The sequence below is a fragment of the Paraburkholderia heleia NBRC 101817 genome (genome assembly GCF_000739775.1).
Taxonomy (GTDB): Bacteria; Pseudomonadota; Gammaproteobacteria; order Burkholderiales; family Burkholderiaceae; genus Paraburkholderia; species Paraburkholderia heleia.
Genome location: NZ_BBJH01000066.1, coordinates 1 through 13,856 on the forward strand (window position 1 = coordinate 1; position 13,856 = coordinate 13,856).

12 protein-coding genes are annotated in these 13,856 nt (G+C 66.3%); 1 reads left to right on the plus strand and 11 read right to left on the minus strand.

The window, feature by feature from the left end:
- Positions 1-793 (plus strand): T6SS immunity protein Tli4 family protein (locus BHE01S_RS38595; protein WP_042272766.1); only part of this gene is annotated, 793 nt, incomplete at its 5' end.
- A gap of 217 nt (positions 794-1,010) precedes the next feature.
- Here BHE01S_RS38595 and purF read toward each other — a convergent pair.
- The 11 genes from purF to BHE01S_RS34675 all read right to left on the minus strand — a co-directional run bounded on the left by purF (position 1,011) and on the right by BHE01S_RS34675 (position 13,731).
- Entirely contained in the window at positions 1,011-2,555 is a 1,545-nt protein-coding gene (gene purF / locus BHE01S_RS34625) for an amidophosphoribosyltransferase (protein WP_042272769.1), read from the minus strand.
- Between the two features lie 125 nt (positions 2,556-2,680).
- A complete protein-coding gene (locus BHE01S_RS34630; RefSeq protein WP_042272771.1) occupies positions 2,681-3,175 on the minus strand; it encodes a CvpA family protein in 495 nt (164 codons plus the stop codon).
- A gap of 7 nt (positions 3,176-3,182) precedes the next feature.
- Positions 3,183-4,106 (minus strand): SPOR domain-containing protein, encoded by a 924-nt coding sequence (locus BHE01S_RS34635; protein ID WP_042272773.1) that lies wholly within the window; start codon positions 4,104-4,106, stop codon positions 3,183-3,185.
- A 61-nt stretch (positions 4,107-4,167) separates the two neighbouring features.
- Complete coding sequence (folC, locus tag BHE01S_RS34640; RefSeq protein ID WP_042272817.1) at positions 4,168-5,478, minus strand: bifunctional tetrahydrofolate synthase/dihydrofolate synthase; 1,311 nt, start codon at positions 5,476-5,478, stop codon at positions 4,168-4,170.
- A gap of 190 nt (positions 5,479-5,668) precedes the next feature.
- Positions 5,669-6,541 (minus strand): acetyl-CoA carboxylase, carboxyltransferase subunit beta, encoded by an 873-nt coding sequence (accD, locus tag BHE01S_RS34645; protein ID WP_042272776.1) that lies wholly within the window; start codon positions 6,539-6,541, stop codon positions 5,669-5,671.
- Positions 6,542-6,725: 184 nt separating this feature from the next.
- Positions 6,726-7,535 (minus strand): tryptophan synthase subunit alpha, encoded by an 810-nt coding sequence (gene trpA, locus BHE01S_RS34650; RefSeq protein WP_042272778.1) that lies wholly within the window; start codon positions 7,533-7,535, stop codon positions 6,726-6,728.
- A 52-nt stretch (positions 7,536-7,587) separates the two neighbouring features.
- Positions 7,588-8,514 carry a DNA-methyltransferase gene (locus tag BHE01S_RS34655; protein ID WP_042272780.1) on the minus strand — a complete coding sequence of 309 codons (927 nt, stop codon included), beginning with the start codon at positions 8,512-8,514 and terminating at the stop codon, positions 7,588-7,590.
- Between the two features lie 21 nt (positions 8,515-8,535).
- A complete protein-coding gene (gene trpB, locus BHE01S_RS34660) occupies positions 8,536-9,729 on the minus strand; it encodes a tryptophan synthase subunit beta (protein ID WP_042272783.1) in 1,194 nt (397 codons plus the stop codon).
- A 77-nt stretch (positions 9,730-9,806) separates the two neighbouring features.
- Positions 9,807-10,487 carry a phosphoribosylanthranilate isomerase gene (locus BHE01S_RS34665; protein WP_042272784.1) on the minus strand — a complete coding sequence of 227 codons (681 nt, stop codon included), beginning with the start codon at positions 10,485-10,487 and terminating at the stop codon, positions 9,807-9,809.
- 84 nt (positions 10,488-10,571) lie between these two features.
- Positions 10,572-11,387, minus strand: coding sequence for a tRNA pseudouridine(38-40) synthase TruA (gene truA / locus BHE01S_RS34670; RefSeq protein WP_042272787.1), 816 nt, complete (start codon positions 11,385-11,387; stop codon positions 10,572-10,574).
- A gap of 16 nt (positions 11,388-11,403) precedes the next feature.
- Positions 11,404-13,731, minus strand: coding sequence for a FimV/HubP family polar landmark protein (locus BHE01S_RS34675; protein WP_042272819.1), 2,328 nt, complete (start codon positions 13,729-13,731; stop codon positions 11,404-11,406).
- Positions 13,732-13,856: the final 125 nt, after the last annotated feature.

A 13,856-nucleotide genomic window follows, 5' to 3' on the forward strand; every position in this document is an offset into this window, starting at 1 on the left:
CCGGGTGTTGTACGACTATGGACAGGTGCCAAACACGCCGCACAGCCGCTACTTCGTCACGTTGGGCGATCTTGACGATACCGCTGACCTGGGCCGTGCCGTTGAAGCGTACAAATGGGATGCCGGATACCAAATAAAGCTTCGAATCGAGGCAACTGATTCAATTCATTCCGAATTCGAAGTTAGGATGAAGGGTACGCCATATGAATTGAAGGACTGGAAGGTGAACGACGTTCCCCAAAAAACCCGACTGGTTCTCAACCTCGCTTCGAGCGTTCGTGGCCGCCCGGATGACGAGATTCCTGGCGAGCCCGGTGTATGTTTCAAGGATGGTTTCTTGCCACGCAAGGCAGCCACTGGCGAAAATGTCGGTACTCTCTTCGCATTAAAGGACCGGCCCGATGTGTCGTTTGATCTGACCTCTGACACCGATTTACGCGGGTTGCAGAAAGATGCCCTTCCGAACCGTCTGCCACAGGTACAGGCTGTCATGAAGGATAGTAACGGTCGAATTATCCGAACCGGACCTGTAAGCCTCCACGACCTCGCGGCCAATGAGCTACTGGTTTCTGGTACAACAACGGCGAGGATTCCCGGACATATGTTCTCGTTGGAGGCCAACACCACGGTCAGTGGCGCAATGACCCCCTACCTTGTCCTCGATATGGACAACGGGGACTTTAATGGTTTCACGGGATACGACCTGAAAAAAGCGTCACTCACGGAAAGCGAGGCGATCGCCGTATGGGATACCGTCTCCCGCACATTGCGTCCTCGTCCTAACGCGTTCTGAAGGGGTTTGAGACGCGCGCGTACGTATAGGCCGTTTCGGAATGCCCGAAGCGCTCGGTGGCTTCGGCGGCGCTGCCGAAACAGAATCTTCGTGTTGTGAACAATCAGGCTTCGATCCTGCACGCACGGGCGCAAAAAAGCCCGCTTTTGCATAGGCAGAAAGCGGGCTTTCGGACTCGGCGCAAACGCGAGCATCACGCTCGCGTTTGCCGAACGGATCACTCCACCGAGAGCTGCAGATGCAACTGCGAGCGGGAGCCGCCGTCCATCGCGTCGCTGGCGGCGTCGCGGTCCGACTGCGCCTGGGGCGCGAGGCGTGCCGTCTCGATGTTGTCGAGGTACGTGCTCGTGATGTCGCCGGTGATGTAGTCGCCGTCGAAGCACGAAGCCTCGAACTCCTTCAACTCCGGATTGATGTCGCGTACGGCCTGCTTGAGCGACTCCACGTCCTGATACACGAGGTGATCCGCGCCGATGATGCGCGCCACCTCGTCATCGGTGCGGCCGTGCGCGACGAGTTCGCCGCGCGTAGGCATGTCGATGCCGTAGACGTTCGGGTACTTCACGGGCGGCGCCGCCGAGGCGAAGATCACCTTGGTCGCGCCGGCGTCGCGCGCCATCTGCACGATTTCCTGCGAGGTTGTGCCGCGCACGATCGAGTCGTCGATGATCAGGACGTTCTTGCCCTTGAACTCGATGCCCATGGCGTTGAGCTTCTGGCGCACCGACTTCTTGCGCATGGCCTGGCCCGGCATGATGAAGGTACGGCCCACGTAACGGTTCTTGAAGAAGCCCTCGCGATACTCCACGCCGAGCTTGTTCGCGACCTGCATGGCCGCGGGGCGCGACGAATCGGGAATCGGCATGACCACGTCGATCTTCACGTCGGGCAGCTCGCGCTTGATCTTCTCGGCGAGATAGTCGCCCATGCGCAGACGCGCGTTGTACACGGGCACGCCGTCGAGCACCGAGTCCGGACGCGCGAGATAGACGAGTTCGAAGATGCAGGGGTTGAGCGTCGGCGCCGTGGCGCATTGCTGCGAGTGGAAATTGCCGTCGAAGTCGATGAACACCGCCTCGCCCGGGCGAACGTCGCGCACGAACTCGAAACCGATGCCTTCGAGCGCCACCGATTCCGATGCGACCATCCACTCGGTGCCTTCGGGCGTCTCCATCCTGCCGATGCACAGCGGGCGAATGCCAAACGGGTCGCGGAACGCGAGCAGACCGTAGCCGGCGATCAGCGAGACGATGGCGTACGAGCCGCGCAGACGGCGGTGCACACCCGAAACCGCCTTGAAGAGCGTCGCCGGATCGAGTTCGAGGCCCGAAGTGGCGAGCTGCACTTCGTGCGCAAGCACGTTGAGCAGCACTTCGGTGTCGGAGTTGGTGTTCACGTGGCGGCGGTCCACGCGGAACATCTCTTCCTTCAACTGTTGCCAGTTCGTGAGATTGCCGTTGTGGGAGAGCACGATGCCGAACGGCGCGTTCACGTAGAACGGCTGGGCCTCTTCTTCGCTCGACGCCGAGCCGGCCGTCGGGTAGCGCACCTGGCCGATGCCGCTGGTGCCGGGGAGGCTGCGCATGTTGCGCGTGCGGAACACGTCGCGCACCATGCCGTTGGCCTTGTGCATGTGGAACGTGCTGCCGTTCGCGGTGGCAATGCCGGCCGCGTCCTGACCGCGGTGCTGCAGCAGCAGCAGCGCGTCATAGAGGAGCTGGTTGACGGGAGAGCGGGAAACTACGCCTACGATGCCGCACATGGCAGGTCCTTCAAAAAAGCGAAATCGGTCGCGGGCCGCCCAGCTTCACCAACACCGGTCGAGCGCCGCAAATGGGCAGCGTTGCCGCGAAGCCGCGCCTCGCATCGCGTCCGATCAGTTTCTGATCAGACGTGAACGTAGGCCGCGAGCGCCTCGGGCAACAGCGGTTTCAGTTCGAGCACGCCCTGCACGGCATAAGGCCGCAGCAGCGCGTGGCGCCAGAAGTCCTGCTGGGGCAGCTCGGTCAGCCCGCCGAGGACGACGAGGATCAGCACCAGCACGACGCCTCGCACGAGGCCGAACATCATCCCGAGCGAACGGTCCACGCCGGACAATCCGCTCACCTGCACCAGACGGCCGATCAGTGCGTTGCCCACGCCGGCTACGAGCACCACGGCAATGACGATCAGCGCGAAGGCGATCAGCCACTGGGTGAGCGCCCCGCCCGGCCAGTTCGCCGGAATCCAGGGCACCACGCGGTCCACGTAGCGGCAGGCCACGAGCAACGCCGCGATCCAGCCGATCAATCCAAAAATCTCGCCGATCAAGCCCCGCCACGCGCCACGCAGCGCCGACAGGCCGATCACCGCCATTACAGCGTAGTCGAATGCCGTGAACATCGACGGCTTATTCCGCGTTGGCGTTCGAGCCCGCCATCAGGCCGGCGCCGCGCACCCTGGCGATCGCCGCCGTGGCCGAAGCGCGGTCCGGGAACGGGCCCGCGCGCAGCAGCGTGCGCGTCGTGCCGTCTGCTTCCTTACGCTGTTCGGTATATGCGGGTACGCCTGCCGCTTTCAACTTCGTTACCCAATTGTTCGCTGTCGTGCCGTTCGAGAACGCGCCGAGCTGCACCGCGTAACGCGCGCCCGGAGGCGCCGCCGGCGTGGCGGATTCGGCTTTCGCACCGTTGCCGTCGCTGCTACCGGCGTTGTCGTTTGCGGCAGTCGTCTGCTTGCTGTTCGCGGCAATGGCCGTGCTGGCCGACACCGCCGGCCTGGCAGCCGGCTTTTGCGTTTGAGCGGTTTGGGTCGACTGGGCCGCAGCGGCTGCCGCCTGGGCGGGCTTTTTCGCTGCCGTTGCCGGCGATTTATCCGTGCTTTGGGCGCTCTGCGTGGCCGCGGCGCTCGAAGCGGCCGCGAGGCCCGACGCGCCAGGCGTCGCCTGTGCGGCTGCGGGATCGTCGGGGGCGACGCCGGCTTGCGTGTCTTCGGCGTCGTGCTGGCGCGCGGCGGCCTTGTCGGCCGGGCGGCTCGGAATGTCGATGGCGATGTCGTCGGTGACGGGTTTCGGGTGCGAATCGAGCACCATCGGCAGGATCACGATGGCCGCGAGCACCAGCGCGATCGCGCCGACAAGCCGGCGGCGCGCGCGTTGCTTTTCAGGGAGCGTGGGGTCGAGCAGCATCGCCTCGGCGTCGCCCGACCGGTCCGGCCGGCGGCTGCGCCGCTCCACGCGCGCGCCCGGATTGCTGCGCCGGCTGGAGCCGGACTCGGTGCCGCGCCGGCGGGGCGCGTCAGCGTCATCTTTCTTGCCGAACGAGAAAATTCCCATGTATGGCTTGCTGTTGGCCTACCTGGCCTGTCTTACGTGGGCGGCGTGCGATGCCGGGCGGTCAGTGCTGCTGCGACTTTCGCCAGGCCATGACCCCGGCAACCGTCAGAAAACTTCCGAAAACAATAATTCTATCATTTTCGGTTGCACGTTTTAGCGCATCTTGGAAGGCGGCAGCGGGATTTTCATAGCGCGTGACGCTGCTATCGGCGCCGTCCGTCACGCCCGCATCGCGCAGCACGTCTTCGAGCTGCGCGGCCGTGGCCGCGCGCGGCAGCGGCAGATCGGTCACGCACCAGTGGTCGATCTCGCCCTTCAGGTGCTCGATCACGCCCGCGATGTCCTTGTCGCGCATCGCGCCGAACACCGCGTAGGTGTACGGGAAATAGCCCATGCTGCCGAGGTTTTGCGCGAGCACGGCTGCCGCGTGCGGGTTGTGGCCGACGTCGAGGATGATCGACGGCTTGCCCGGCAGCACCTGGAAGCGCCCCGGCAGTTCGACGTTGGCGAGGCCGAGGCGGATGTCCTGCGCGGAAACCGGCAGCCTCTCGCGCAGCGACTCGAGGCCCGCGAGCGCGGCCGAGGTGTTGATCAGCTGGTTCGCGCCGCGCAGCGCCGGATAAGCCAGCGCCGAGCGCCGCATGGTCGGGCCCACGTAGCTCCATTGCTGGCGCTCGTTGCCGGGTTGCCCTTCGTAGCGGAAATCGCGGCCGAAGAGCCACAGTTCGGCGCCGATCGCCTCAGCATGGTCGATGAGCGACTGCGGCGCCATCGGATCGGCGCAGATCGCGGGCTTGCCTGCCCGGAAGATGCCGGCCTTCTCGAACGCGATCTTCTCGCGCGTGTCGCCGAGGTACTCCGTGTGATCGAGGTCGATGCTCGTAATGATCGCGCAATCGGTGTCGAGCACGTTGACGGCATCCAGACGCCCGCCCAGACCCACCTCGAAGATCACCGCGTCGAGCCCGCGCGAGGCGAACAGATGCATGATCGCGAGCGTCGTGAACTCGAAGTACGTGAGCGTAACGGGCGTGGCGAGCGCATTGCGCGCGGCTTCCACGGCCTCGAAGTGCGGCAGCAGCTCGGCGTCGCTGGCCTGCTGGCCGTCCACGCGCGCGCGCTCGTTGAACGCGAGCAGATGCGGCGAGGTGTGACAGCCCACGTGATAGCCCGCCTTGAGCAGGATCGTTTCGAGGATCGCGCAGGTCGAGCCCTTCCCGTTCGTGCCGCCAACCGTGATGATCGGGCAGTCGAACTTGAGGTCCAGCGCGTCCTTCACCTGACGGATGCGATCCAGCCCCATGTCGATGCCGACCGGATGCGCAGTTTCGAGGTGCGTGAGCCACGCGTCGAGGGAGGGAAAGGTACTCATCAGGATAGAAATGGCCAGGTGCTGCGCGTGAGACGCCGCCAGCGGCGGCGGGTTCACGCGAATGATCCGCTGCGAAAGAACGGCATTATCGCGGAAATGACAACGCGCCGCTTGCTTTCGCACGCGGCGCGTTGGGTAAAGCGTTGCGGCTTGCGGCGCGTGCCGCGCCGCCGATCGCTCGAGGCAGGGCTCAGGCCACTGCGTCGGCGGGCTGACGCTGCAGCAGAGCCAGCATTTGCGCGATTTCGTCACGCAGCTTGCGGCGATCCACGATCATGTCGATCGCGCCCTTCTGCAGCAGGAATTCGGCGCGCTGGAAGCCTTCCGGCAGCTTTTCGCGCACGGTCTGCTCGATCACGCGCGGGCCGGCAAAGCCGATCAGCGCCTTCGGCTCGGCGATCACCACGTCGCCGAGGAACGCGAAGCTCGCCGAAACGCCGCCCATCGTCGGGTCGGTCAGCACGGAAATGAACGGCAGCCGGGCTTCGGCCAGCTTCGTCAGCATGGCCGTGGTCTTGGCCATCTGCATGAGCGAAAGCAGGCTTTCCTGCATGCGCGCGCCGCCCGAAGCCGTGAAGCAGATGAACGGCACCTGCTGCTCGAGCGCGTTTTGCGCGCCGCGCGCGAAGCGCTCGCCGACCACCGAACCCATCGACCCGCCCATGAACGAGAACTCGAAGCAGGCCACCACCACGGGCAACGTGCGGATCGCGCCGCCCATCACCACCATGGCGTCGGTTTCGCCGGTTTCGTCCATCGCCTCTTTCAGGCGGTCCGGATACTTGCGGCTGTCCTTGAACTTGAGCGCGTCGACCGGGATGATTTCCTGACCGATTTCATAGCGGCCTTCCGGATCGAGCAGGCCGTCCAGACGCTCGCGCGCGCCGATGCGCATGTGGTGATCGCACTTCGGGCAGACGTGGAGATTCGCCTCGACGTCGTTGCGGTACAGAACCGCCTCGCACGACGGGCACTTGATCCACAACCCTTCCGGAATGCTCTTGCGGCTTTTCGGATCGGTTTGCTTGATCTTGGGCGGCAGCAGTTTATCGAGCCAGCTCATTGATGTTCCTTCCTTGACCTTCGTGATGCGCGGGCGCGGCGGACCGTTTCATCGTCCGATCGGTAAAACCGACCGGGTTCCGACCCCGACCGCGCATGGCGAAAAGTGGATTTTACAGCAGTCTCGAATCCAGCCAACTACGCCAGGGCCTGTTCACGCCAATGACAGGCCCTGGCCCGTGGCCCTACGCGACGGAGACCTGGTCCAGCGCCGCGCGAATGCCCGTGATGAACTCCGTGAGCGTGTCGGCGGCCGTCTCCGGCGTGGCCCGTTCGAGCAACTGAACGATGCGGCTGCCGATCACCACGGCGTCCGAAACCTGCGCAACGGCAGCGGCCGTTTGCGCGTCGCGAATGCCGAAGCCCACCCCCACGGGCAGCGAGACATGCTTCTTGATCGCCGGGATTTTATCCGCGATGCTCGAAACGTCCAGATTCGCTGCGCCCGTCACGCCCTTGAGCGAGACGTAATAAACATAGCCGCTCGCGGCCTGACCCACTTCGGCGATGCGCGCCTCGGTCGAAGTGGGCGCGAGCAGGAAGATCGGATCGATGTCGGCGGCCTTCATCTTCGCCGCGAACTCGACCGACTCCTCGGGCGGATAGTCCACCACGAGCACGCCGTCCACGCCCGCTTCCTTCGCGGCCTGCGCGAACGCATCGGCACCCATGCGCTCGATGGGGTTCGCGTAACCCATCAGCACGACGGGCGTCCTGTCGTCGGTTTCGCGGAAGCGCTTCACGTCGGCAAGCACGCTCCTGAGCGTCACGCCCTTCTCGAGCGCGCGCTCGGACGACTGCTGGATCACGGGACCGTCGGCCATCGGGTCGGAAAACGGCACGCCCAGCTCGATGACATCGGCGCCGCCGGCGGCCAGCGCGTGCATGAACTCGACGGTTCGCGCGGGATCGGGGTCGCCTGCCGTCATGAAAGGGATCAGGCCTTTGCGGCCTTGGGCGGCGAGCGCCTCGAACGTGGTCTTGATACGGGACATTTCAGGGTCCTCAGCTTTAGGCGTTACTGCGCGCGGGTCCGGCGGCGGCGCATCAGGCGCCGGCCGCAACGGCGCTTGCGGCGGCCGCGCCGACGCGTTCGCGCGCGATCGCGCAGTAACTTTCGTTAATTTCATAGCCGACGAATTCGCGCTGCTGACGTGCGCAAGCCACTGCCGTGGTGCCGCTGCCCATGAACGGGTCCAGCACGCGGCCGCCCGGCGGGCAGCTTGCGAGCACCATGCGCTCGACGATTTCCAGGGGCTTCTGGGTGGGATGATCCACGCGCTCCGCATGCTGGCGATGCAGCCGCGAGACAGACCAGACGTCCTTGGGGTTGTAGCCGAGCTCCAGCCACTTGCTTCCTTCGAACAACTTGCGCGAACGCGCCTTCTTCGTGGCGGCATCGTACGGGATGCGGACGGGATCGAGATCGAAGTAGTAATCCTTCGACACCGCGAAGAAACCGATGTTGTCGTGCACCGAGGTGAAACGGCGCGTCGTGCCACCCATGCTGGGTACGCGACGATCCCAGACGATCTCGTTGATCATCGTGAGTTTCGACTTGAGATAGACGAAGATCTCGGGCGCGTACTGCCACGTGCAGAACACGTAGAGCGAGCCCGTGGGCTTGAGCTTCGGAATCGCCAGGTCGAGCCATTCGTACGTCCAGGCGAGAAAGTTCTCGCCCGAACGCATGTCGGAGTCGTTGCCGTAGTCCTTGCCGAGCCCGTAGGGCGGGTCGGCGACGATCAGGTCGATCGAGGCGTCGGGCAGGCTGGCTGCATCGGTCAGAAAATCGCGGTTCAGGAGCCGGATGGTTTCCGGCACCGTGGCGAGTGCGGGTGACCCGGCGGCTGCATTGGCGACCGCTTCGGCGGCTTCCAGAACAGCCGCATCTGCGTTCACCTCGGCGCTCACCTCCGTGTTCACCTCGCTCACGGGCGCCGGCACTTCCGGCTCGTCGAACTCGTCACGCATCGCTTATGTCGCTCCGGGCGCTCAGAACTGGATGCCCGATCGCTCGGCGACCGTGTGCATGTCCTTGTCGCCCCGGCCCGACAGGTTCACCAGCAGGATTTTCTCCTTCGGCAACGTGGGCGCGAGCTTCGCCGCGTACGCGAGCGCGTGGCTCGATTCGAGCGCGGGAATGATGCCTTCGATGCGGCAGCAGTCATGGAAACCCTTGAGCGCTTCCTCGTCGTCGATGGTCACGTACTGCGCGCGGCCGCTGTCCTTGAGCCACGCGTGCTCGGGACCGACACCCGGATAGTCGAGGCCCGCCGAGATCGAATGCGTCTCGATGATCTGGCCGTTCTCGTCCTGCAGCAGATACGTGCGGTTGCCGTGCAGCACGCCCACGGTGCCCGCTGCGAGCGAAGCGGCGTGACGGCCTGTCTCCATGCCGTCGCCGGCGGGCTCGACGCCGATCAACTGCACGGAAGCGTCGTCGATATACGGGTAAAAGATGCCCATCGCGTTCGATCCGCCGCCCACGCAGGCGATCACGGAATCGGGCTGGCGTCCCGTCATTTCAGGCATCTGCACGCGGCACTCGTCGCCGATCACGCGCTGGAAGTCGCGCACCATCATCGGGTACGGATGCGGGCCCGCCACGGTGCCGATGATGTAGAAGGTGTTTTCGACGTTGGTGACCCAGTCGCGCATGGCTTCGTTGAGCGCGTCCTTGAGCGTGCGGGAGCCCGATTCGACCGGAACCACGGTCGCGCCCAGCAGCTTCATGCGGTAGACGTTGGCGGCCTGGCGGCGCACGTCCTCGGCGCCCATGTAGACCACGCACTCCATGCCGAAGCGCGCCGCGATGGTGGCGGTCGCCACGCCGTGCTGCCCGGCGCCGGTTTCGGCGATCACGCGCGGCTTGCCCATCCGCTTGGCGAGCAGCGCCTGGCCGATCACGTTGTTGATCTTGTGCGCGCCGGTGTGATTCAGGTCTTCGCGCTTGAGATAGATCTGCGCGCCGCCCAGCAACTCGCTCCAGCGCTGCGCGTGATAAATCGGCGACGGACGGCCGACGAAATGCTTCAACTCGCGCTCATATTCGGCGCGGAAGTCGGGATCGTCCTTGTATTTCGCGTAGGCGTCGCGCAGTTCGTCGATCGCCTGCATGAGGGTTTCGGCGGCGAATACGCCGCCATAAGGGCCGAAATGGCCGCGTTCATCTGGCAAATTGTACATAAGTCACTCGCTCGGCCGGGCTTGGAAAGACCCGCGTTGCGCGGGCCGTGCCGGCCAAAGGGGCATGCGCCCCGGATTCATCCCGCGTCCGCTTCGCGCACTGCGCGCACGAACGCCGCCATGCGGGCGTGATCCTTCACGCCCTTTGCGCCCGGAACCTCGATGCCACTGGAGACATCGACGGCGAACGGACGCACCTGGCGAATCGCATCACCGACGTTTTGCGCGTTCAAGCCACCACTCAAAACGGCCCGACGCGCGAGCCCTGCGGGAATAAGTGACCAATCGAAGACCTTTCCGCCGCCGCCGTAACCTTCGACATGGGTGTCGAACAACAGGCCGCTGGCTGATGAATAACGATTAGCCGATTCTATCAAATCGGCCTGCCGAGTATCGGCCGCCACCCGTAGCGCGCGCAACCAGGGCAAACCGGCAACCGAAGCCAGCGACTCGCACTGCTCGGGCGTTTCGTCGCCGTGGAACTGCAGCATGGTGAGCGAGACGTTGCTCGCCACTTCGCTCATCCACTGCGGCGTGGCGTTCACGAAGAGGCCCACGACCGAAACGAACGGCGGCAGGTCGTGCGTGAGTTCGACCGCCTGCGCCACGCTCACCGAACGGGGGCTCGGCGGGTAGAACACGAAACCGACGGCGTCGGCGCCGAGGTCGACGGCGTGCGCAACCGCCTCGGGCGTCGAAAGTCCGCACAGCTTGATGCGGGTGCGGTGCGCGGGGGCGAGTTGCTCGGCTGACGTCATGGTTCCAGGTGCAGTGTAGGTTTCAATGATTCATTCCGATGCTTCAATCGCGCCGGGATTGCGGGTGCGATCCGCGGAGCAGCCTCAGGCACGGCCTTCGGGCGCGTCGCTCCAGATCGCGCTCCACGGCACGCTGGCGGTATGCGGCGCGGGTACCGCGAACTCATCAGGATAGCCTACCTGGGCGAGATAGAGGCCATCGGGCATGAAGGTCGGCGCGGCCACGGTGCGGTCGCGGCCCGCCAGCACTTCGGCCATCCATGCGGCCGGATAGCGCCCTCGCCCCACGGCCACGAGGCAACCCATGAGGTTGCGCACCATGTGGTGCAGGAACGCGTTGGCGCGAAAGCGGAAGTGGATGAAGTCGCCCTGCGGCCGGATGTCGATCTGGTACAGATGCTTGACCGGCGTCTTCGCCTGGCACTCCGACGAGCGAAACGACGAAAAATCGTGCTCGCCGATGAGGTGCGCCGCCGCCTCGCGCATGGCATCGACGTCGAGCGGCGTGTGGATCCAGCCCGCGCGGGCCGCCAGCATCGGCGAGCGCACGGGGTTCACGTAGAGCACGTAGTAGTAGGTGCGCTCGAACGCCGCGAAGCGTGCGTGGAACGCCTCGGGCATCGGCTTGGCCCACTGCACGGCCACCGTGGACGGCAGGAACGCATTGGTGCCGCGCACCCAGGAGAACGGCGTGCGGTCGAGGCCGGTGTCGAAGTGCACCACCTGGCCGAGTCCGTGCACGCCCGTGTCGGTGCGGCCGGCGACGATGGTGGGCAGCGGCACGGTGGCGAACTCGCGCAGCGCGCGCTCGAGCGCGTCCTGCACCGTCTTGCCGTGCGGCTGCGACTGCCAGCCGCAAAACGCGGCGCCGTCGTACTGGATTCCTAGCGCGATACGCATACGGCTTGCGGCAGCGTCACGAAAGCGGAGCGAGCGTCGACAGCAGCGCCTGCGCGTCGCTGCGCGTGGCCGGATCGTTCGACTCGATCACTTCGTTGATGAGCGAGCGGGCGCCCGACACGTCGCCAAGCGCGATGTATTCGTGCGCGAGATCGAGCTTGTTGCGCGCGATGCGCGCGAGCTGCTCGGGCGTGAAGACCGGCAGCGGCTCGGCCGCATCGGGCGGCAGGTTCAGGTCGAAGTCGAGCGTGAGCGCGCCAAAGCGCGGCGCGCCGAGGCCCGCGAGCGCGCCTGAGCCCGCCGTACCCGCCTCGATGGCCTGGCCCGCCAGCGGCGCAGGCGGCTCGAAGAACGGCGACGCAAGACGCGCCGAGGCCTCGGGTGTGGCGGCCGGCTCGGTCGAGAGCGGCTGCGTGGGTATGACCGGCTCCCCGATGCGCGGCGGCAGAGGCAGGTCGAGGCCGCCCAGCGCCTCTATTGCGTCGTGCGGGAACGCGATCGGCACTTCGGCATAGCTCGTGTCTTCTGCGGTGACTGCGGGGACTGACGCAATTTCAGGTGCGGCAAGCGGCTCCGGCGGGCGCTCGAAGGCTTCACCGACGGGCGGTGTCGCGACGGGCGGTTCGGCCTGCGGCGCTTGCGCGGCTTGCGGTGCGCCGTCGCCGAAGTCGAGCGCGATGCCGGGCATAGCAGGCTGTTGGGCGCGCGCCGGTTCCTCCAGCGTGCGCGCCAGCGCCTGGGCGGCTTCGGCTGTACGCGGCGCACCAGCACTTTCGGGCGGCAGTGCATCCGCGCCCAGCTCCGCCGCGGCGGCAAGGCTGGCGGCTTCGGTTGCGTCGGCAAGGGTCTGCGGTTCGCCCGGTTCGACGCCGTGCGGCAGTTCGTGTGCTGCGTGATCTTCCTGCGCAACTGCGGGCTCTTGCGGGGCGGCCGGGTGCAGCCTGTCCGTGAGGGTCGGCGGCAGCGCTTCGTCGTGCTCGAGCGGCGCGGCAGTCACGGCTGGCGTGGGCACCGGCGTGATCGCGACTTCGTCCGCTGCGGGTTCGGCCGGCTCGACCGGCGGCACAAACTTCGCTTCCTCGACAGGCGCGACTTCGTTGACGCCCGGTTCATCCCCGGCGCGCGTAACCGGCTCGGGCAATACCGGCGTTGCCTCGGCCACAGGCGCGGCGGCAGCAGCCGATGCAGACGGCGTCGGCTCGTGCGCTTCGGGCGAGGCCTCAGGCGCCTGCTCAGCCGGTTTCTTGCGCTTGCGCATGAGCAGGCGCACGAACAACGCCAGCAGCGCCACGACGACCGCCGCCACGGCACCCATGGCGATCGGCGAGACTTCCGGTTGGCCGCCAGCCGGGCCGGCGTTCGCCGCGCCGTTCTGCACAGGCGCGCCACCTTGCGCAGCGGGCGCGCCTGCGGAAGCGCCGCCCGCCGTCTGCGCCCGCTTGCCGATGCCGTGCTGCTGCAACGCCATCAGCACGCGGTTCTTCAAGGCTAGAAGCTGCTGCAGGCTGGAAACCGTCACGGGCGTGCCCTTCGCGCCCTGGGCCGATGCGCCGCCGGCCGGGGCCGACTGGATCGAACCGCTCCACACGTGCGCGTCGCTGGCCGCCGACGCCGGCGCTGCAGCGCTGGCGCCCAGCGCAGCGGCGCCAGAAGCGCCTTGCGCAGCCGCTTCGGGGCTGCTCGCTGGGCCTGCCGGAGCGGTTGCCGAAGCCGTTGCCGCAATCGTCGCGGCAGTGCTGGCCGAACTCGCGCCGCCCGTTGCGGCGGCGGCCGCCGACGATGCAGCCGCTACAGCCTCAGCAGCAGCGCTCGAAGCAGCGGTGGGTGTGCTGGCAGGTGCCGCCACCGCGGCTGCGGGCGCGCTGGCGGCAGCCGAAGCGCTCGCCGATGCAGCCCCACCCGAAGCCGCCCCGCCCGGTGCCGCCGTGATGCCCGCCGCGGCGCTGGAAACGTCCGGCGTAGCCGGCACGTTCAGCGTCGCACCCACGCGCATGCGGCTGGGATCCTGCTTGATGAACGCACCGGGATTCGCATTGAAGAGCGCCTGGCTCATGCGTGCGAGCGTGGCCTTGTCGTGCGACTGCGTGACGTCGACGGCCACGTCGTGCAACGATTGGCCGGGACGAACCGTGTATTGTCCCGCGCTGCCCACCGCCGCCGCGGCGGAAGACGCACCCGTGGCGGCACTGGCGGCAGCGCCTGGCGCCGCACTCGCGCCGCCCTGCGCAGCGGCGAGGCCGCAGAACAGGAAACTCGCCGCCGCCACGGTGGCGCGGATGGCGCGCCGCCCTTGGGCGCGCTTCGCGCGAGGCGCGGCGAAAACAGAATCAAATCGAACGATCATCAGTTGCCCTGGCATACCGCTCTTGCGGCTGTCGATCAAATAGGAGTGTGCTGCGGGGCGATTGCATCGATGCATGCAATGAAAAGCCTGCAATAAAAAAAGCGCCGCGACTGGCGCGGCGCTTT

Bases quoted from the DNA above. Each gene is read 5' to 3' on its own strand.
- BHE01S_RS34665 (WP_042272784.1), bottom strand. From the start codon at position 10,487: ATGACGTCAGCCGAGCAACTCGCCCCCGCGCACCGCACCCGCATCAAG.
- BHE01S_RS34655 (WP_042272780.1), bottom strand. From the start codon at position 8,514: ATGCGTGACGAGTTCGACGAGCCGGAAGTGCCGGCGCCCGTGAGCGAG.
- folC (WP_042272817.1), bottom strand. From the start codon at position 5,478: ATGAGTACCTTTCCCTCCCTCGACGCGTGGCTCACGCACCTCGAAACT.
- BHE01S_RS34635 (WP_042272773.1), bottom strand. From the start codon at position 4,106: ATGGGAATTTTCTCGTTCGGCAAGAAAGATGACGCTGACGCGCCCCGC.
- trpB (WP_042272783.1), bottom strand. From the start codon at position 9,729: ATGTACAATTTGCCAGATGAACGCGGCCATTTCGGCCCTTATGGCGGC.
- accD (WP_042272776.1), bottom strand. From the start codon at position 6,541: ATGAGCTGGCTCGATAAACTGCTGCCGCCCAAGATCAAGCAAACCGAT.
- truA (WP_042272787.1), bottom strand. From the start codon at position 11,387: ATGCGTATCGCGCTAGGAATCCAGTACGACGGCGCCGCGTTTTGCGGC.
- BHE01S_RS34675 (WP_042272819.1), bottom strand. From the start codon at position 13,731: ATGATCGTTCGATTTGATTCTGTTTTCGCCGCGCCTCGCGCGAAGCGC.
- purF (WP_042272769.1), bottom strand. From the start codon at position 2,555: ATGTGCGGCATCGTAGGCGTAGTTTCCCGCTCTCCCGTCAACCAGCTC.
- trpA (WP_042272778.1), bottom strand. From the start codon at position 7,535: ATGTCCCGTATCAAGACCACGTTCGAGGCGCTCGCCGCCCAAGGCCGC.
- BHE01S_RS34630 (WP_042272771.1), bottom strand. From the start codon at position 3,175: ATGTTCACGGCATTCGACTACGCTGTAATGGCGGTGATCGGCCTGTCG.